Consider the following 19,744-nt stretch of genomic DNA (forward strand, 5'->3'; position numbering starts at 1 on the left):
GCGTCCGCGGTACCCCCCACCCGCACCGCTGAGCAAGCCGACCACGATCTCTCCGCTGAAGTTGCCGACCTTGGGCTGAACGGCCACTTTGGACGTGCAGGACCTCCACTACTGCAGGAGGAGAGTTCATGTACGTCCTCGGCGCGGGAATCCTCGCGCACGGGATCGCCGCGAAGGGACCGGAAGGCGTCGTGTTCGCCAACCTGGATCTTCGCGTCGAGCCCGGTTCGCTGACCGTGGTGACCGGGCCGAGCGGCTCCGGGCGCACGTCGCTGCTGCTGGTGCTGTGCGGGCGGCTGCGGATCATCACCGGTGAGCTGGAGGTCGACGGGTTCCCGTTGCCGCGCAAGGCCCGCAAGGTGCGCAAGCTGATCCGGCCGGCCCGGCTGCGACCGGGCTGCGAGCTGGAGCAGCGGCACCGGGTCCGGGAGGCGATCACCGAGCGCAGGCTGATCAGCGGCACCAACAAAGCTTCCCTCGAACTGGGCTTGGAACTCGTCGGGTTGGACGTGGACCGGTCGATGCTGATCGGCGAGCTGCCCGCGGAGGAGCAGCTGCTGCTCGCGGTCGCTCTCGCCGCCGCCCCCGCGCCCGCCGGGATCGTGGTGGACGACGTCGACGCAGGACTCACCCAGTCCGGCCGGGCGCGGGTGTGGGCGGCGCTGCGCGAGGTCACCCGGATCGGGATGACGGTGATCGCCAGCTCCACCGACCGCCCTCCCGGGGACGTCAACGTGGTCCGCCTGCCCGTGGGCCGGTTCTACGAGCCGACCGCGGAGATCGAGCTGGCGGAAAAGGCCGGCAGGTGAGGGCCGTTCGGCTCGCCTGGCTGGAGTTGCGGCGCTTTCGCGGCCGGCTGCTCCGGCTGGTGCCGCTGGTCCTGGTCCTGGTTCCGCTGCTGTACGGGGCGCTGTACCTGTGGTCGAACTGGAACCCCTACGGCAAGCTCAACCGGGTTCCGGTCGCGGTGGTCAACAACGACCGGGCGGTGGACCGCGAGGGGGAGCACCTCGACGCCGGCGTGCAGTTCATCAAGCAGCTCAAGGTCGACGACGTCTTCGACTGGCGGTTCGTCCGGGGCACCGAGGCTCGGCGCGGGCTCGCCGAGGGACGCTACTACTTCGTCATCGAGGTCCCGTCCGATTTCAGCGCCAAGCTGGCGGCAGCCGCTGACGGCAACCCGAAGCGGGCGGCGGTGAGGCTGACGAAGAACGACGCCAACGGCTACATCGCTGGGATCATGGCCGACACCGTCAAGACCGAGCTGCAGAACCAGATCAACGCCGCCGCGCACGCCAGCTACGCCCGCGCCCTCTACGGTGAGCTCGGCCAGATGCGGGAGGAGCTGCACGCCGCCTCGGAGGCGTCGAAGAAGCTCGTCGACGGCACCGAGTTGAGCAAGCAGGGCGCGGCCGCGCTCACCCGCGGGCTCGGTGGGGTGCGGGACGGCACGAGCCTGGTCTCCAACGGCGTGCGGGACATCTCGGAGGCGACGGGGCAGCTGGACAGGCAGCTCAACAGCGTCGCCGGCTTCACCGCCGATGAGCTTCCCGGTGCGGTCAACGCGCTCGTCAACGCCAGCGGTGTCGCGGTCAGCGGGCTGACGTCGATCTCGACCGCGACGGGGATGCTGGAGCAGCAGGCCGCCGACGGGCTCTCCGCCGTGCAGAGGCTCGGTTCTGCGCACCCCGAGCTGCGCGGCGATCCGGCCTACCAGCAGGCCCTGGACACCTCCCGCCGACTCGCCGGTGGCGCGTCGGCGGCCGACGCTCGGGCGCGGGAGTCGCTGCGGACCGCGGAGGAGGCCAGCCGCCGGGCGCAGGCGCTGCAGGCCAGCATGGGGCCGCTGCAAGAGCGCGTCCGGTCGATCACCGCGCCGGTGGACACCCTGCACTCCGGGACGACGCAGGTGGCGGCGGGCTCGCAGGGCATCACCGGCGGTTTGAACTCGCTGGTGGCGGGCAGCAACGTGCTCCAGACGGGCGCGGGTCAGCTCAACGGCGGGTCGAAGGAGCTGCAGATGATGATCAACGACACGCTGGGGCGGATTCCGCCGACCAACCCGACCCAGGTCGCGCGCGCCGCCGACGTCCTGGGTTCGCCGACCGAGATCCACACCGCCAACGTCAACCCCGCCCACGTCTACGGGCGCGGTCTGGCTCCGCTCTTCTTCGCGATCGCGCTGTGGGTGTTCGGGCTGCTCGCGTACCTGCTGCTCAAGCCGGTGAACCTGCGGGCGCTGGCGGACAGGATCAACCCGTTCTCGATCGCCGTCGCCGGATTGCTGCCCGCTGCGGTGCTGGGCGTGATCGGCGGCCTGGTGCTGTTCGCGGTGGTCAACTTCGGGCTCGGGCTCGATCCGGTGCACGTGCCCTGGACGCTCGGGATCCTGTCGCTGGCGGCCGTGACGTTCGTGGCCATCGACCACCTGCTGCGCACCGCGCTCGGCGCGATCGGCTACCTGCTGTCGCTGGTGCTGCTGATCGTGCAGGTCACCGCGTGCGGCGGCCTGTACCCGATGGAGACGACACCGGCCCCGTTCCAGGCGATCCACCCGTTCCTGCCGATGACCTACCTGGTCGACGGGTTGCGGGTGACGATCTCCGGCGGTCTGGCGATGCACCTGCACCGGGACGTGGCCGTGCTGGGAGGCGTGCTGCTGGTGGTGGTGCTGCTGACGACGCTCGTGCTGCACCGGCAGCGCACGTGGACGCTGGGGCGCCTGCACCCGCAGTTCGAGCTGTGAGCCGTTCTCTGGGCGGTCGACCGGGAGTGAGATCGACGAGACACGGTGCTCTGCGCGAAACGCTCGTAGGGTTGAGCCATGGCTGTTGTGAAGATCAATGCGATCGAGGTCCCCGAAGGTTCCGGCCCGGAGCTGGAGAAGCGCTTCGCCTCCCGCCACGGCTCGGTCGACGACGCACCTGGCTTCCTGGGATTCGAGCTGCTGCGCCCGGTCAAGGGCGACAACCGGTACTTCGTCTACACGAAGTGGGAGACCGAGGAGGACTTCCAGAACTGGGCCAACGGCCCGGCCAAGGAAGCCCACGCGGGCGAGCGGAAGAACCCCGTCGCCTCCGGCTCCAGCCTTCTCGAGTTCGAGGTCGTGCTGGGCTCGCACCCGGAGAAGTGAATCAGCCGGCGACGCGCAGGGTCGTGAACACGGCCCTGTGGTCGCTGCCTGGGATGTCGATGACCTCGTAGTCCTCCGCGCGAACGCCGCCCGAGGACAGCACGTGGTCGATGGTCACCGGTGGCGCGGTCCAGCCCGCAGGCCACGTCGGCGTCAGACCCGCGCCCACCGTGGCGGCGGCGTCGAGATAACCCCGGCCGATGAGGTCCTTGAGCCGCGTGTGGTCGAGGGTCGCGTTGAAATCGCCCGCCATCACCCGCGGCTGCCCGGTCAGCGAGGGCTCGGGCAGCGCGACCAGGTCGTGCGCCCAGATCTTCGCGGTGTCGGCCCCCATCGGGTAGAGCGGGTGCACCGCGACGAACTCCACGTCCCGGCCCACCGGCACGTCCACCAGCGCTGACGGTTGCGCCAGTGTCGTCCTCGGCACCAGCGCGAGCTCGCGCAGCGGGTAGCGGGAGACGATCCCGGTGCCGTCGGCCTTCGGGCCCGGCTGCAGGACCCGGTTCGGCAGCTCCGCGAACAGGCCCGCCCGATCCAGCTCGGCGACCACCTCCGGGGTCAGCTCCTGGAGGCTGAGCACGTCCACGCGCCTGCCCCGGACCTCCTCGACGATCTTGGCGGCGTCGGCGCCGCCGAAGTAGGTGTTCACCGACAGCACGCGCAGCGGCTCGCCCTCGGCGGCCACCTGGTCCGGCAGCACGCGCGGGACGACGGTGTAGATCAGCGCGGCCGTCGCCAGCAGTGCGAAGAGCACGCTCAGCCAGCGCCGCAACAGCGAACCGAGCAGCACCAGCACCGATCCGGCGACCACCGCGTACGGGGTCAGCGCGGTCAGCGCCACGGTGTAGCGCTCGACGTCGAGCTCGACGATCGGCAGCGCCGCCCACCCCAGGAAGGCCAGCGTGAGCAGCGACAGCAGCGCCGTCGCGCAGCCACCGCCGGGTTTGCGGGCGACCTCATCGTCCACCGGCTCGTCGACCACCTCGCGCGCCGTGCGCGTCATCCCTGCCTCCGTCTGCTCCCCGGCCCCGGCCATCCGGACGTCCGACGCCCCAGGATGGTTGCTCCCCAGCCTGCCAAAGATCACCGGACACGCCGATGAGTGCCACAGGTCACACGGGCTCGGGGAGAAACGCCGACATCCGCTGGAATCATGGGGTGAACGGACAAACGACCCCCGGAGCTCGCCCCGCATGGATCTGACGACGACAGCCGCCACGTCCGCCCAGCCCACCGGCTTCACGGCCTGGGTGATCGGGGTGATGGAAACCCTCGGGGGTCCCGGCGCTGGAATGATCATCGCGCTCGAGAACCTGTTCCCGCCGATCCCGTCCGAGCTGATCCTGCCGCTGGCCGGGTTCACCGCGAGCCGCGGCGACATGTCGCTGATCGGGGCGATCCTGTGGACCACGCTGGGCTCGTTGGTCGGTGCTCTCGCGCTCCACTGGCTCGGAGCGAAGCTGGGCCGGGAGCGGACGCGCGCGATCGCGGCGAAGCTGCCGCTGGTGAAGCTCTCCGACGTCGACAAGACCGAGGCGTGGTTCGCCAAGCACGGCGTGAAGGCCGTGTTCTTCGGCCGGATGATCCCGCTGTTCCGCAGCTTCATCTCGCTGCCCGCCGGGGTCGAGCAGATGCGGCTGAGCACGTTCGCGCTGTTCACGACGTTGGGCAGCCTGGTCTGGAACACGATCTTCGTGCTCGCCGGCTACCTGCTCGGCCAGCACTGGTACCTCGTCGAGCAGTACGCGGGACTGCTGTCCCGGGCCGTGGTGATCACCTCGGTGCTGACCGTCGTGGTGTTCGTGGCCCTCCGGATCCGCAACAACCGCCGGGACCAGGCGATCGCGGAGGCCCCCACGGTCCAGTTCGCTCGCGTCCAGACCGACCACCCCACCGAGGAGATCCGCCGGATCCGCTGATCTGCGCGCGGCGGTTCCGGTCCGAACCGTCCATGACCGGTGTCTGCTGGCCCGGTCAGCACCGCCGCCGAACACCGCTGGAACTTTGCCCGAGACGGCGAACGGCCCCCGCACCGAGTGGGTGCGGGGGCCGTGCCGCGTCCTGATCAGGACTCGGTGTTGCCGTTGTCCTGCTTGTCCTCGCCGTGGGCGGAGACGCCGACCGGCGGGGCGTCCGGCACCGCGGACGGCTTGGGCTCACCGCGGAAGGTGAACTGGGCCTTGTCGTCCGGCCCTTCGCCTTCCCAGCCCTCGACGTCGACGATGACGATCTGACCCGGCTCGATCTCGCCGAACAGGATCTTCTCGGACAGCTTGTCCTCGATCTCCCGCTGGATCGTCCGGCGCAGCGGCCGCGCACCCAGCACCGGGTCGAACCCGCGCTTGGCCAGCAGCTTCTTCGCCGTGTCGGTGAGCTCCAGGGCCATGTCCTTGCCCTTGAGCGCCTTCTCCACGCGGTTGGAGAGCAGGTCGACCATCTGGACGATCTCGGACTCCGTGAGCTGGTGGAAGACGATCACGTCGTCGATCCGGTTGAGGAACTCCGGTCGGAAGTGCTTCTTCATCTCCTCGTTGACCTTGGACTTCATCCGCTCGTAGTTGGACTCAGCGCCCTGACCACTGGAGAAGCCCAGGCCGACGGCCTTGGAGATGTCCTGCGTGCCGAGGTTGGAGGTGAAGATCAGCACCGTGTTCTTGAAGTCCACCGTGCGGCCCTGGCCGTCGGTGAGACGGCCGTCCTCCAACACCTGCAGCAGCGTGTTGTAGATCTCCTGGTGGGCCTTCTCGATCTCGTCGAACAAGACCACGGAGAACGGCTTGCGGCGGACCTTCTCGGTGAGCTGGCCGCCCTCCTCGTAGCCGACGTACCCGGGCGGGGCGCCGAACAGCCGCGAGGCGGTGTAGCGGTCGTGGAACTCACCCATGTCGATCTGCACGAGCGCGTCGTCGTCGCCGAAGAGGAACTCCGCGAGCGCCTTGGACAGCTCGGTCTTACCGACACCGGACGGGCCGGCGAAGATGAACGAACCGGACGGGCGCTTCGGGTCCTTCAGGCCGGCGCGAGTGCGGCGGATCGCCTGGGACACGGCCTTGACCGCATCGTTCTGGCCGATGATCCGCTTGTGCAGCTCGTCCTCCATGCGGAGCAGACGGGTGGTCTCCTCCTCGGTGAGCTTGAAGACGGGGATGCCGGTCCAGTTGGCCAGCACCTCGGCGATCTGCTCGTCGTCGACCTCCGCGACGACGTCCAGGTCACCGGCCTTCCACTGCTTCTCGCGCTCCTCCTTCTGGCCGAGGAGCTGCTTCTCCTCGTCCCGCAGGCGGGCCGCCCGCTCGAAGTCCTGCGCGTCGATCGCGGACTCCTTCTCGCGGCGGACCTCGGCGATCTTCTCGTCGAACTCGCGCAGGTCCGGCGGAGCGGTCATGCGTCGGATGCGCATCCGTGCGCCGGCCTCGTCGATCAGGTCGATCGCCTTGTCCGGCAGGTACCGGTCGTTGATGTAGCGGTCGGCCAGGTTCGCCGCCGACACCAGGGCGCCATCGGTGATCGACACGCGGTGGTGCGCCTCGTAGCGGTCCCGCAGACCCTTGAGGATCTCCACGGTGTGCTCCAGCGACGGCTCGCCGACCTGGATCGGCTGGAAGCGGCGCTCCAGAGCCGGGTCCTTCTCGACGTACTTGCGGTACTCCTCCAGCGTGGTGGCACCGATGGTCTGCAGCTCACCACGGGCCAGCATCGGCTTGAGGATGCTCGCGGCGTCGATCGCGCCCTCGGCGGCACCGGCACCGACGAGCGTGTGGATCTCGTCGATGAACAGGATGATGTCGCCGCGGGTCTTGATCTCCTTGAGCACCTTCTTCAGGCGCTCCTCGAAGTCACCGCGGTAGCGGGAACCGGCGACCAGCGAACCCAGGTCCAGGGTGTAGAGCTGCTTGTCCTTGAGGGTCTCGGGCACCTCGCCCTTGACGACCTGCGACGCGAGGCCCTCCACGACCGCGGTCTTGCCGACACCGGCTTCACCGATGAGCACCGGGTTGTTCTTGGTGCGGCGCGAGAGGACCTGCATGATCCGCTCGATCTCCTTGTCCCGGCCGATGACCGGGTCGAGCTTGCCCTCGCGCGCTGCCTGCGTCAGGTTGCGGCCGAACTGGTCCAGCACCAGCGACGACGACGGCGTGCCTTCGCCGCGGCCACCGGCCTCCGCCGGCTCCTTGCCCTGGTAACCGGACAGCAGCTGCAGCACCTGCTGGCGCACCCGGTTGAGGTCCGCACCGAGCTTGACGAGCACCTGGGCGGCGACGCCCTCGCCCTCGCGGATCAGCCCAAGCAGGATGTGCTCGGTGCCGATGTAGTTGTGGCCGAGCTGCAGCGCCTCCCGCAGCGACAGCTCCAGCACCTTCTTGGCCCGTGGGGTGAACGGGATGTGTCCGCTGGGGGCCTGCTGCCCCTGGCCGATGATCTCCTCGACCTGCTGGCGCACGCCCTCAAGCGCGATACCCAGCGACTCCAGCGCCTTGGCGGCGACACCCTCACCCTCGTGGATCAAGCCCAGGAGAATGTGCTCGGTGCCGATGTAGTTGTGGTTGAGCATCCGGGCCTCTTCTTGGGCCAGGACAACCACCCGCCTCGCGCGGTCGGTGAACCTCTCGAACATTCGCACTCCCTGACTGCTGCGCCGGCGGTCTAGTTCCGGGACACGGCTTTAGCGCTACGCCGCGATCCACGACGGGTTCAGCACTCTTGGGGACCACTCTAGTAGCCAACCCCGGTCGCGGTCCGTGCCCGCTACGCCACATTCTTGCCCGGCACTGTGCCCAACGGCGCGTTGGCCTGCAGGATTCCTGATCTCAGCACCGTTCCGCTGAGCGCGAACAGCGCGCGTCGAATCGTGACGCACCGTGTTCACGCCTGAGCGCCGAACCCTTCTCCAATCCGCCTTCCGCCGATCGGGACCACCATGGGGGTACCCGCCACGGGATCCGGAATCACACGGGCCCGGAGGTCGAAGACGTCGGCCAGGAGCGCCTCGGTGAGCACCTCGCCGGGTTCGCCCGACGCGACGACCACGCCGTCCTTCATCGCGACCAGCCGGTCGGCGTAGCGGGCGGCGAGGTTGAGGTCGTGCAGCACCATCACCACGGTCCGGCCGCTCTCGTCGTGCAGCCTGCCGACCAGCTCCAGCACGTCCACCTGGTGCGAGAGGTCGAGGTAGGTGGTGGGCTCGTCGAGCAGCAGCAGGTCGGTGCCCTGCGCCAGCGCCATGGACAGCCAGGCGCGCTGCCGCTGACCGCCGGAGAGCTCGTCGAGGGTGCGTTCGGCGAGGTCGCCGATGCCGGTCATGGCCAGCGCCTCGGCCACCGCCGACTCGTCGTCGCTGGACCACTGCCGGTACCAGGACTGGTGCGGGTGACGACCGCGCGCGACCAGGTCGGCCACCGTCAGGCCCTCCGGCGCCGCAGGCGACTGCGGCAGCACGCCGAGGACCCGGGCGACCTCCTTGGTCGACATCTTGTGGATCTTCTTGCCGTCCAGCAGCACTTCGCCGCGCTGCGGCTGCAGCAGGCGGCCGAGGGCGCGCAGCAGCGTCGACTTGCCGCAGCCGTTGGGGCCGATCACCGCCGTGATCGTGCCGCTCGCGACCTCGAAGTCGAGGCCGTCGACGACGACGCGCTCGCCGTAGGCCAACTTCAGGTCTCGAGCCCGGAGGCGGTCGGTGACGACCTGGGCCTGGTCCTGCTCGAGGCGGGTAGAGGCGGACGCGGTCATGCTCGGACCTCCCGGTACCGACGGATGAGCAGGTAGATCAGGTACGGGGCGCCCAGGATCGCGGTCACGATGCCGACCGGCAGTTCCAGGGTGCCGAACGCGGTCCGGGCGATCACGTCCGAACCGACCACCAACGCCGCGCCGAGCACGCCCGAGGTCAGCAGCGGTGGGCGGGAGGTGCGCGAAACCCGCAGCGCGATCTGCGGGGTGGCGAGCGCGACGAACTGGATCGGACCGGCCGCCGCGGTCGCGATGGAGGCCAGCACCACCGAGGCGAACAGCAGGAAGCCGCGCGCCAGGTCCATCCGAACGCCGAGGCCGCGCACCGTGTCGTCGTCGAACTGCAGCGCGCCCAGCACGTGGGCGCCGACGAGGGCCAGCGGGACCAGCACGGCCAGCGCGATGCCGGACGGCACCACGTGCTCCCAGCCGCGAGCGTTGAGGCTGCCGGTCAGCCACACCATGGCGCGACCGGCGTCGTTGACGTCGCCGACGGTCAGCAGCCAGTAGACGGCGTTGCTCGCCAGCGCGCTGACCCCCACGCCGACGAGCACCAACCGGTAGGAATCCACTCCTCGCCGATAGGCCAGCAGGTACACCGCGACGCCGGTGACCAGTCCGCCGACCAGCGCCACCACCGGCAGCCCGTAGTCGGACAGCGCACCGGACAGGCTGCCCGCCGTCCCCGCGAACACGATCACCCCGACGGCCGCGCACCCGGCGCCCCAGGTGATGCCGAGCATGTCCGGGCTGGCCAGCGGGTTGCGGGCCAGCGCCTGCATGATCGCGCCCGCCAGGCCCAGCGCGGCACCCACGAGCAGCGCGGTCAGGCCGCGCGGCATCCGCAGCTCCCAGATGATGATCGACTGCGCGCGGTCACCACCGCCGAACAGCGTGCTGAGCACCTCGGCCGGGCTGATCTGGTACTCGCCGATCCCGACGTCGAGGACGAACACCGCCAGCAGCACCACGAGCCCGCCGACCAACGCCAGCAGCGGCCGGAGCCGGAACACGCCTGAGAACGGGCCGACGCGCAGCGGCCGCCGCCCGGTGACCTCCTCGACCGGCCGGTCCTGAACGGTCGCCGTCATAGCCGCACCAACTTCCGGCGTCGCACGAGAGCGATGAAGAACGGGGCGCCGACCACCGCCAGCATCACGCCCACCTGCACCTCGGCCGGACGGGCGACGATGCGGCCGAGCACGTCGGTCAGCAGCACCAGCGAGGAGCCGAGCAGCGCGGCGAAGGGCAGCAGCCAGCGGTAGTCGGCGCCGGTGAAGTAGCGGGCGACGTGCGGCACGACCAGGCCGACGAAACCGATCGGCCCGCAGATCGCGACCGCCCCTCCGACCAGGACGCTCACCGCGGCGATCCCGGCGCGGCGCGCCCAGACCACCCGGTGGCCCAGCGAGCTGGCCACGTCCTCGCCCAGCGACAGCGCGTTGAGGCTGGTCGCGTTGGCCAGTCCCAGCACGAGCCCGACCACCAGGAAGGGCGCGACCTGCGGCAGCACCGAGGGATCGGTGATGGCGATCGAGCCGACCTTCCAGAACCGGTAGGTGTCCATCGTCTGCTGGTCGGTGAGCACCAGGGCCGAGGTGATCGCGTGCAGCAGCGAGCTGATCGCCATGCCCGCCAGTGCCAGCGTCACCGGAGTCGCGCCGCCGCGGCCCATCGAGCCGATCGCGAACACCGCCAGCGCGCCGACCAGCGAGCCGGCGAAGCCGAACCAGATGAAGCCGAACAGCGTGGTGATGCCGAAGGTGTAGACGGCGAGCACGACGCCGAGCCCCGCGCCCTGGGTGATGCCGAGGATGCCGGGGTCGGCGAGCGGGTTGCGCGTGTGGCCCTGCATCAGCGCACCGGCCAGACCGAGCGCGGCACCGGTCAGCACGCCGGCGATGGTGCGCGGAACCCGCAGCTCCTGGATGATCAAGTCGTTCTCGGTGCCGCCGGGCGCGGCCAGACCGCTCCAGACCTCGGCGAGCGGGATCGTCTTGGCGCCGACCGCGATGCTCAGCACGACGCTGGCCAGCAGCACCAGCAGCAGCATCCCGATGCCGGTGAGGCGGCGGGAGCGTCTGCGCTTCAGGCGCTCACCAGGTGTGGCGGACGCGGTTTCCGACGTGGGCGGCTCGGTGAGAGCCTCCGTTCGAGCCACGTCCCACTCCCCTTCGGTGTTCACCCGGACGTCGCCTAGGTTAGGACAACCTAAGCCGCACCGACAGAGCGGGTTCGGATGTTCGCCATCACAACCGCGAGCGGAGGGAGTTGTTCGACTCCTCGGACGATGAGTTGATGAGCTGTTGCGCACGTGCCACCGGGCCGTTGTGCCAGTGGGTTCCCGGAAGCTCGATCAAACGCGGAGAACCGCGCGATTGAGTTATCCGAACGCAACAAAAGGCGTTCACCGGGCCCCGACGACCCGGCAAACGCCTCTTGAACGCGACTTTCAGTTCGCCTGGTGGTACTGCTCCACGATGTCGGCCGGGATACGACCGCGGTCCGAGACCTTCAGGCCGCGCTTGCGCGCCCATTCGCGAATGGCCTGGTTCTGCTCGCGGTCCGCACTGGTGGAACCACCAGTGGAACGCGCGGCCGCACCCGGGCGCGGACCCGGCTTCTTCCGACCACCGGCGCGCCGCGCGTTGGAGACGTAGTTGGCCAGCGCCTCCCGCAGATCGCCGGCATTGTCGGCGGAAAGGTCGATCTGGTACGACACGCCGTCCAATCCGAACTCAACGGTTTCGTCGGCCTGCCCACCATCCAGATCGTCGACAAGGGTGACAGTGACCTTCTGCGCCATCTTCGAAGTCCTCCCCGAGCAAAAAATTGTGCTTTAGCGGGACAGCAACCATCTGCCGGGAGCGGAAACCCCCTCGCCAGAACGCCAGCCGCACTTGGGCAAGTACGCCAAAAGCCGTCGCCGACACATTCTGGGGTCAGGTTAGCGCAGGGACTCCGATAATGCACTCATCCGGTCCACAAAATTCTGTTGAGCCACCCTGATCGGGTCATTCCGGGCGGACCAACGGGAACAGGATCGTCTCCCGGATACCGAGACCGGTCAACGCCATCAACAACCTGTCGATACCCATTCCCACGCCACCGCTGGGAGGCATTCCGTACTCCAGAGCGCGCAAGAAGTCCTCGTCGACCGGCATGGCCTCGTCATCTCCGGCCGCCGCGAGCTCGGCCTGCTCCTCCAGCCGCTGCCGTTCCACAACCGGATCAACGAGTTCCGAGTAACCGGTCGCCAGCTCGAACCCACGAACGTAGAGATCCCACTTTTCCGCAACACCCGCCTTCTCGCGGTGCTGACGGGTCAACGGTGAGGTTTCCACCGGGAAGTCGCGGACGAAGGTGGGAGCCGTCAAATGGTCACCGACGGTGTGCTCCCACAGCTCTTCAACCAGCTTGCCGTGACCCATCTTCGGATCAACCTGCACACCGAGCGCGTCCGCGTGCTTGCGCAGCGCTTCAACCGGAGTTTCCGGTGTCACCTCGGATTCCAGCGCTTCCGACAACGACTCGTACATCGTCAGCGTCGCCCACTCGCCGGAGAGGTCGTACTCGGTTCCGTCGAACCACGTGACGACCTGGGAACCGGAGACCCGTTCAGCCGCTTCCTGGATGAGCGACCTGGTCAGATCGGCCATGTCGTTGTAATCGGCGTACGCCTGGTAGAACTCCAGCATTGCGAACTCGGGCGAGTGGGAAGAATCACTGCCTTCGTTCCTGAAGTTCCGGTTGATCTCGAAAACCCTCTCGATCCCACCGACAACGCAGCGCTTCAGGTACAACTCCGGCGCGATGCGCAGGAACAAGTCGATGTCGAAGGCGTTGGAATGCGTGGTGAACGGACGCGCGGCGGCACCGCCCTGCAACGTCTGCAGCATCGGGGTTTCCACCTCGATGTATCCGCGCTGTTCGAACGAATCGCGCAGCGAGCGCTGCACGGCGGCCCGGGTGCGCACCGTTTCAGCGGCCTGCTTGCGCACGATCAGGTCGACGTAGCGCTGGCGGACTCGCATTTCCTCGCCGAGCTCCTTGTGCATGACCGGGAGCGGGCGCAGCGACTTCGCCGCCATCCGCCATTCATCGGCCATCACCGAAAGCTCACCTCGGCGGGAGGTGATGACCTCGCCATGCACGAAGACGTGGTCGCCGAGGTCCACTTCGCCCTTCCAGGACGTCAGCGACTCCTCACCGACCTGCTTGAGGCTCAGCATCGCCTGCAGTTCGGTCCCGTCGCCGGCGCGCAGCGTGGCGAAGCAGAGCTTGCCGGTGTTGCGCAAGAACATCACGCGGCCTGCCACGCCGACCTGCTCGCCGGTCGCGGTGTCCGGCTCCAGGCCCTCGTGGGCGGAGCGGATCTCGGCCAGCCCGTGCGTGATGGGCAGCGTCACCGGGTACGGATCGACTCCGGCGTCGAGCAGGCGCTCCCGCTTCTCCCGCCGGATCCGCATCTGTTCCGGCAGGTCTTCGACGCCGTCAGCGCTTGCCGGAGGATTGGAAGTGTCCTGGTCAGTCACGCGAAACAGGGTACGTAGTGGTGTGCTTTCCGCTTCCGGCGGCCTGCTTTGCGGTGCGGTGGGTGCTCCTGGTGATCAGCGGAAGTTCCGGTCGTAGACGAGGCGCAGGCCCAGGAGGGTGAGGTCCGGGACGTGGTGGGTGATCGTGGTGGATTCGGAGAACACCAGCGGGGCGAGGCCTCCGGTGGCCAGCACCGTGGTGGGGCCGCCGTGGGTGGCTTCGAGTTCGTCCACGATTCGGCGGACGAGCCCGTCGACTTGACCCGCGAATCCGAAGAGGATCCCGGACTGGAGGCATTCAACGGTGTTCTTCCCGATGACCGAGCGCGGCCGGACCAACTCGACCTTGCGCAGCTGCGCTGCCCGGGAGGCCAACGCGTCGAGCGAGATCTCCACACCTGGGGCGAAGGCGCCGCCGAGGAACTCACCCTTGGCCGAGATGACGTCGATGTTCGTCGAGGTGCCGAAGTCCACGACCACGCAGTTGGTGGCGTGCAAGTGGTGCGCGGCCAAGGTGTTGATCACCCGGTCCGCACCGACCTCCTTCGGGTTGTCCACCAGCAGCGGCACGCCAGTGCGCACGCCCGGCTCGACCACCACGCGCGGCACGTCGGTCCAGTAGCGCTCCAGCATCACCCGCAGCTCGCGCAGCAGCGCCGGGACCGTGGAGAGCGCGGCGATGCCGGTGATCCGCTCGGCGTAGCCCCCGATCAGGCCCCGCATGGTCAGCGCCATCTCGTCCGCCGTCATCCGGGGCTCGGTGCGCATCCGCCAGTCCCGGACCAGCGTCGCGGCGAGATCCGGCGGGTCATCGACGTCGTCGTAGAGCCCGAGGACGATGTTGGTGTTCCCGACGTCAACGGCCAGCAGCACGGAAAAGGATCCCTTCACACAGAAGACATGCACAACTCCCGGAGCCGGAGGACGTCCCGGGTTCCGCTTCGGGCACCGCCGAGCACGGGGACGCGGCGTCCTCGATCAGTTCTCCGGCTGCTGGAGCAGGGCGTCCAGCTTGGCGGCGTCGTCGGTCTCAGCGTCGGCCTGGGAGGAGAGGAGGCCAGAGCCCTCCGGCGCACGACCGGGATCGACCCCCAGATCAACCGGCTTGTTGTCGGCGTCGACGAAGATCACCTTGGGTTTGAAGTTCCGGGCTTCGAGCTCGTCCATCACGCCGTAGGCGATGAGGATGACGATGTCACCGGGCTCGACCAGGTGCGCGGCGGCGCCGTTGATCCCGATCACCCCGGAACCCCGCTCGCCGGTGATCACGTAGGTCTCCAGCCGGGCACCGTTGGTGACGTCGACGATCGCGACCTGCTCCCCTTCGAGCAGGTCGGCGGCCTCCATCAGGTCCTCGTCGACGGTCACCGAGCCGACGTAGTGCAGGTCGGCTCGGGTGACGGTCGCCCGGTGGATCTTGGACTTCAACATCGTGCGGAACATCGCTGACCTCCTAGGGGCCGGTTCACTCACCGAGCAGGACCATCGCGTTGTCGATCAGCCTGGTGGCGCCGACCTTCGCGGCCACCAGCAGTCGTGCCTCACCCGAGGCCGGGGCCGGACCCAGCTCGGGATCCCGCAGCTCCAGGTAGTCCGGCCGCACCAGGGGCTCGGTGTCCAGCACCTCTTGCGCGGCCTTGAGCACCGCCTCCGGGCCGCCGACGGCCGCGTGCGCGCCCGCGGTCAGCGACGCCGAGATGGCCAGAGCGGCACGCCGCTGGTCCTCGTCGAGGTAGACGTTGCGGCTGGACAGGGCCAGGCCGTCGGACTCGCGGACGGTGGGGATGCCCTGGATCTCGGGATCCAGGTCGAACTGCCGCGCCATCTTCCGGATCAGGACCAGCTGCTGGTAGTCCTTCTCGCCGAAGAACGCCAGGTCCGGGCGCACGATGTTGAGCAGCTTGAGCACCACGGTCAGCATCCCGTCGAAGTGCCCCTTGCGGGTCGCGCCCTCCAGCTCATCGCCCAGCGGCCCGGCGTGCACCGACAGCTCACGTCCGCCGCCGTACATCGCGTCCACGGTCGGTGCGAAGACCAGGCCCACGCCGGCCTCGCGGCACGCCTCGACGTCGGCGTCGAAGGTGCGCGGGTAGCGGTCGAAGTCCTCGTTCGGGCCGAACTGGAGCGGGTTCACGAAGATCGACACCACCACGACGGCGTTGATGTCCTGCTTCGCCCGCTTGATCAGCTCCAGGTGACCGCGGTGCAGCGCGCCCATCGTGGGCACCAGGTGCACCTTGCGTCCGGTCGCCCGCAGGGCGCGGGTGACGCGCGCGAGCTCCGCCGGGTCGGCGTGCACGGTCAGCTCACCGCGCTGGTAGCCGGGGTTGTTGGTCATCGTCGACTCCATGTCTCCGCCGCGAAGATCGCGGATCAAGCCTGTTCTTCGTCGAGGGCCTCGTGGACCCGCGCGGCGACGTCACGCCGCAGCAGGCCGCTCCGCTCGGCCCGGACCGCCGTGCGGCGAGCCAGTTCCCGGTAGCCGGGAACGACGTCCGGGTCGGCGTCGGACAACGCGCGCAGGTGCCCGCGAACGGTTCCCGAATCACCGCGCACCACCGGACCCGTGTAAGCCCGGTCACCGAGACGCAGCGCGTTGTCCAGCGAGGCCGACAGCAGCGGCGCCATCACCCGGCCCGGGACCTCCACCCCGCCGTCGCGCAGCAGCTGCTGGCACTCGTTGACCAGCGTGATCAGGTGGTTCGCACCGTGCGTGAGGGCCGCGTGGTAGAGCGGACGGGCCTCTTCGGGCAGGCGCACCGGCTCCATGCCCAGCTCGATCGCGATGCTCTCCGCGACGCTCCAGCCGGTGAGCTCGTCGGCGGTGATGACCATGCATGCGTCGGAGAGCCGGTCGACGTCCTCGGGACGTCCGGTGAAGGTCATCGCGGGGTGCATGGCCATCGGCAACGCGCCGATGGCGGCGGCCGGCTCCAGCGCGGTCACGCCCTGCGAGCCCGAGGTGTGCATGACCAGCTGCGATCCGTGCAGCGCGTCGGCGGTCACCAGGCCCTGCACCATGCCCGGGATCGCGTCGTCCGGGATCGCCAGGACCAGCAGCTCGGCCGTGCCCGCGACCGCGTCCGGCGGCTCGACCGGCACACCGGGCAGCAGCTCTTCCGCGCGACGCAGCGACGCGTCCGAGACCGCGGAGACCGCGACGACCTCGTGCCCGACCCGCTGCAGCGCGGCGCCCAGCACGGCGCCGACCCGACCAGCGGAGATCACCCCTACGCGCAGCCGTGGGCCCGTGGGTTCAGCAGACATCGCCACGTGTTCCTCCCATACCGTTCCAGTCCCGCTACCGGGTACCAGACAGCGCCGCGAGAGTAGCGCCAACACCCGGTGCCGGGGCTACTCCGCGACCGCGAAAGGTGGCGAGAACCACCCTTTCAATACCCGGTTCGATCACCTCGCGAAGCGCGCCAGCAGCGGACCTGAGCGCTTCCGCGTACTCCGGGCGCCGCTCCCGAGGTACGCCAACTGCACGGCGTCACGGCGTCACGGCGTCCTCGCCACGAGAGCGCTCAGAACCCGTGGCGGTGCCGAGTGCTCAGGTGGGAACTGCGGATGCGGCTTCGCCGCTTGCTGGTGCTCACCCGCGCGGCTTCGGGACTCGGCGGGTGAGCTCGTCGATGTTGATCCTGGCGGTCTGGATGGCCTCCTGGCGCCCTGCCGCCGAGCGTCGGGAATGCTTGAGGTCGGCGATCAGCTTCTCCCGGCGAGCGCGGCGGGCGGCGCTGGTGGTGCGGCCCGCCTCCGAGCGGTGCTGCAGGAACGCCAGCTCGGTGACCGCGATCTGGTAGTCGTGCACCGACTTCGCGGCCTGGGGGCCCGCGTGCCGCTTGACCTTGCGCAGCCAGCCCTGCCTTCCGGTCAGGCTCGCCAGCAGGTCGATCTCGCTGTGCGCGACCAGCCCGGCCCGCTCCAGCTTCGGCAGCTGCGCGATGACGATGCGCTGCTCCCGCCTTCGCTGCCACACGATCAGCGCGAACGTGCCGAGGAAGACCGGCACCATGATCAAGAAGTAGACGTTGATGAAACCGGCCCCGCCGAGGAACGTCGCCGAGTTCCACACCGCGTGCAGCAGCACCGCCACCAGGTAGCCGGCGATCAGCCAGCTCAGCTGCTTGAGCCGGGTGCGAGCGCCCCAAGCGAAACCGACGGCGATGCCGAACATCGCGGTGAACAGCGGGTGCGAGAACGGCGCCAGCACACCGCGCAGCACGAACAGGGCCACGACCGCTCCACCGGTCACACCGCCGTCGGCGAATGCCTTGCCGAAGTACAGGATGTTCTCGGTGAAGGCGAAACCGGCGGCGGTCAGCGACGCGTAGACGATGCCGTCGACCAGGCCGTTGAACTCTGCGCGGCGGCGCATCCACAGGCCCACCACGAACACGGCCTTGGCAGCCTCCTCCACCAGCGGCCCGATCACCGCGGTCAGGAAGAACTTGTGATCGGCCTGGCCCAGCAACAGGTTCGCCACCGACTGCGAGGTGTTGTTGAGCAGCAGCGAGCAGGCCGTCGCACCGCCCGCGCCCCACAGGAACGCGCCGACCATCAGCATCGGCGGCTCGGGTTCCCAGCGGTCGATCCAGACCGTCGCGGCAACCACGACACCGACCGGCAGCAGCGCGGCCACCGCGCCGAACACGGCGGGCAGCGCACCGACTTTCGACGTCGTGATCCCGATCATGACCAGTCCGATCATCCCGAGCAGGATCAAGCCGGCGATCGGCCAACCGACGGCGTGGTGCTTGCGGCTCTGCAACCGGCGCGCGCGGGAGACGTCAGCGACCGGCTCCGCGTGATCATGACTCGACACGCCCCAGACCCTAGAGAACCCGATCCGCGACTGACCGGATGGTTCTGCTTTTGTTCTCCTGACCGTTGTCCGTCGCGGAACTCACGAACGGCGACGGCGGCGGGGCGGGGCGTCGGCGCTGCCGCCGTAGGCGGCGAGGAGGTCGTTGACCGAAGTGCCCGCCGTGTGCGCGCCCGCCGGGTCGGGACTCGGCTTCTCGTAGGCCGTGCGATCCGGGCGCTGGGGTCCCGGTCGGCTCGGGAACGACTGGGCCATCTGCGGTTTCGGCGCCTGCTGCTTCGGCTGGTCGAGCGGGACCTCGCCGGACAGCCGGGCCATCACCTCCGTCTTGGCCGCGGCCGGAGCTGGGGCGGGCTGCTGCTGGACCGGCTGCTGGATCGTCTTCGGCCGCTGCGGGCGGTGCTGCACGAGCTGAGCCTCGCCCTGCGGGCGCTCGCCCAGCGAACGCACCCGAGTGGACTCCGCGCGCAACGCGACCCGCTCGAAGAGCACGTCACCGCCGATCACCTGCTCCAGCGTCGTGCGCAACTTCGCCAGCTCGGCCTGCAACGCGCGGATCTGACCGTTGGAGTCCTCAGTGGCCTGACGCCGGGCCTCCGCCTCGGCTTCCAGCTCGTACTCGCGCCGCGCGGCGATCTCGCGCTCCAGCTCCAGCTCGTAGATCCGCTGCCGATCGGCGGCGGCCTGCTCGCCCTCCAGGACCCGGTGCCGCAACCGCGCCACCGCGAACGCGCCCAGCAGCGCGGCCCACAGCGCGGCGATCAGGCCGAGGCGGAGCATCCGGGCGTCGTTGCTGAGGACCAGCAGCGACGTGGCGGCCGCCGCGAGCACGAGCGCACCGCCCCACAGGAGGGTGGATCGCCCGTTGCCGGGGTCGGTTTCGGTAGTGCCGCGCTCGGACATGGCGCCCACCGTACAAGGCGGTTATCAGTTCGAGACCTGAAGGTGCGCCGAACAGTTCGCACATTGCTCGCAACAGCGGTACGGACACTGCTCCGAACAGCCCATGGGGTGGCCGGATTCACTCGTCCTCGTGAGGATCATCCGGCTCATCGGGATTGCGCAGGCAGTGCTCCAGCCACAGTCCCGCACCGATCAGGGCTGCGGCGCTGATCATCCCGACGACTGCGGCGAAGGTGTCCGACCGCGCGGCCTCCACCGAGCTCATCATCGGCAGCAGGTGGGCCAGGAGTCCGATCCAGACGCCTGCCATGATCGCCCCGGCCAGCGATGACGCCTTCGCCAACGCCACGGCCCGCGCCGCCGTCAACGCCTCGACGGGCTCCACCCCGGGCTTGCGCTGCACGCGAGGCCGCAACACCGCCGCCAGCACCACGTCGACCACGGCGATCAGCGACAACGTCGCCCCCGCCAGCAACGGCAACGGCGGCAGCTCCCCGTACATCAGCCGGGAAAGCAGGTACACCACTACGGCCGCCACCAACCCCGCAGCCACCAACTGCCCGGGCTTGGTGAAGGTCATCTGCTCAGTACTTCGCGGCGACACCCCACCAGCATCCC

Annotated in this window: 18 protein-coding genes; 4 read left to right on the forward strand and 14 right to left on the reverse strand. The window is 69.2% G+C overall.

Features of this window, described 5'->3' with window-relative positions; all coding sequences use genetic code 11:
• Positions 1–128: 128 nt before the first annotated feature.
• From E1161_RS13875 to E1161_RS13885, 3 genes are all read left to right on the forward strand, one after another.
• Positions 129–809 carry an ATP-binding cassette domain-containing protein gene (locus E1161_RS13875; RefSeq protein ID WP_132623371.1) on the forward strand — a complete coding sequence of 227 codons (681 nt, stop codon included), beginning with the start codon at positions 129–131 and terminating at the stop codon, positions 807–809.
• Positions 806–2,746 (forward strand): YhgE/Pip family protein, encoded by a 1,941-nt coding sequence (locus E1161_RS13880; RefSeq protein WP_132623373.1) that lies wholly within the window; start codon positions 806–808, stop codon positions 2,744–2,746. Before E1161_RS13875 ends, E1161_RS13880 begins: the two co-directional genes overlap by 4 nt.
• Positions 2,747–2,824: 78 nt before the next feature.
• Entirely contained in the window at positions 2,825–3,133 is a 309-nt protein-coding gene (locus tag E1161_RS13885; RefSeq protein WP_132623375.1) for an antibiotic biosynthesis monooxygenase family protein, read from the forward strand.
• Position 3,134: 1 nt separating this feature from the next.
• On the opposite strand, the gene E1161_RS13890 is transcribed toward E1161_RS13885, so the two are convergent.
• Entirely contained in the window at positions 3,135–4,136 is a 1,002-nt protein-coding gene (locus E1161_RS13890) for an endonuclease/exonuclease/phosphatase family protein (RefSeq protein ID WP_132623377.1), read from the reverse strand.
• A 190-nt stretch (positions 4,137–4,326) separates the two neighbouring features.
• Here E1161_RS13890 and E1161_RS13895 point away from each other — a divergent pair, with 190 nt between their 5' ends.
• Entirely contained in the window at positions 4,327–5,052 is a 726-nt protein-coding gene (locus E1161_RS13895; protein WP_132623379.1) for a DedA family protein, read from the forward strand.
• A gap of 146 nt (positions 5,053–5,198) precedes the next feature.
• On the opposite strand, the gene E1161_RS13900 is transcribed toward E1161_RS13895, so the two are convergent.
• From E1161_RS13900 to E1161_RS13960, 13 genes are all read right to left on the reverse strand, one after another.
• The gene (locus tag E1161_RS13900; RefSeq protein WP_132623381.1) at positions 5,199–7,748 is read right to left on the reverse strand and encodes an ATP-dependent Clp protease ATP-binding subunit; all 2,550 of its coding nucleotides are present in this window, start codon (positions 7,746–7,748) and stop codon (positions 5,199–5,201) included.
• Between the two features lie 248 nt (positions 7,749–7,996).
• Entirely contained in the window at positions 7,997–8,860 is an 864-nt protein-coding gene (locus E1161_RS13905; RefSeq protein WP_132623383.1) for an ABC transporter ATP-binding protein, read from the reverse strand.
• Positions 8,857–9,951, reverse strand: a complete 1,095-nt coding sequence (locus E1161_RS13910; protein WP_132623385.1) for a FecCD family ABC transporter permease — start codon at positions 9,949–9,951, stop codon at positions 8,857–8,859. The genes E1161_RS13905 and E1161_RS13910 overlap by 4 nt, the downstream gene beginning before the upstream one ends.
• Entirely contained in the window at positions 9,948–10,913 is a 966-nt protein-coding gene (locus E1161_RS13915; protein ID WP_132623427.1) for a FecCD family ABC transporter permease, read from the reverse strand. The genes E1161_RS13910 and E1161_RS13915 overlap by 4 nt, the downstream gene beginning before the upstream one ends.
• A 399-nt stretch (positions 10,914–11,312) precedes the next feature.
• Positions 11,313–11,666 (reverse strand): histone-like nucleoid-structuring protein Lsr2, encoded by a 354-nt coding sequence (locus tag E1161_RS13920; RefSeq protein WP_132623387.1) that lies wholly within the window; start codon positions 11,664–11,666, stop codon positions 11,313–11,315.
• A 208-nt stretch (positions 11,667–11,874) separates the two neighbouring features.
• The gene (lysS, locus tag E1161_RS13925) at positions 11,875–13,329 is read right to left on the reverse strand and encodes a lysine--tRNA ligase (RefSeq protein ID WP_132623429.1); all 1,455 of its coding nucleotides are present in this window, start codon (positions 13,327–13,329) and stop codon (positions 11,875–11,877) included.
• 141 nt (positions 13,330–13,470) lie between these two features.
• Positions 13,471–14,268, reverse strand: coding sequence for a type III pantothenate kinase (locus tag E1161_RS13930; RefSeq protein WP_132623389.1), 798 nt, complete (start codon positions 14,266–14,268; stop codon positions 13,471–13,473).
• A 105-nt stretch (positions 14,269–14,373) separates the two neighbouring features.
• Positions 14,374–14,838: an aspartate 1-decarboxylase gene (gene panD / locus E1161_RS13935; protein ID WP_132623391.1), complete on the reverse strand. Its 465-nt coding sequence runs from the start codon at positions 14,836–14,838 to the stop codon at positions 14,374–14,376.
• A gap of 22 nt (positions 14,839–14,860) precedes the next feature.
• On the reverse strand, positions 14,861–15,733 hold the full coding sequence (panC, locus tag E1161_RS13940) for a pantoate--beta-alanine ligase (protein ID WP_132623393.1): 873 nt from the start codon (positions 15,731–15,733) through the stop codon (positions 14,861–14,863).
• Positions 15,734–15,768: 35 nt separating this feature from the next.
• Positions 15,769–16,662: a Rossmann-like and DUF2520 domain-containing protein gene (locus tag E1161_RS13945; RefSeq protein WP_132623395.1), complete on the reverse strand. Its 894-nt coding sequence runs from the start codon at positions 16,660–16,662 to the stop codon at positions 15,769–15,771.
• Positions 16,663–16,990: 328 nt separating this feature from the next.
• Entirely contained in the window at positions 16,991–18,223 is a 1,233-nt protein-coding gene (locus E1161_RS13950) for a PrsW family intramembrane metalloprotease (protein WP_132623397.1), read from the reverse strand.
• Positions 18,224–18,304: 81 nt separating this feature from the next.
• A complete protein-coding gene (locus tag E1161_RS13955) occupies positions 18,305–19,126 on the reverse strand; it encodes a DUF6779 domain-containing protein (protein WP_235875013.1) in 822 nt (273 codons plus the stop codon).
• A gap of 118 nt (positions 19,127–19,244) precedes the next feature.
• Complete coding sequence (locus E1161_RS13960) at positions 19,245–19,706, reverse strand: DUF3180 domain-containing protein (protein ID WP_132623431.1); 462 nt, start codon at positions 19,704–19,706, stop codon at positions 19,245–19,247.
• Positions 19,707–19,744 lie beyond the last annotated feature (38 nt).

Source organism: Saccharopolyspora aridisoli, from assembly GCF_004348445.1.
GTDB lineage: Bacteria > Actinomycetota > Actinomycetes > Mycobacteriales > Pseudonocardiaceae > Saccharopolyspora > Saccharopolyspora aridisoli.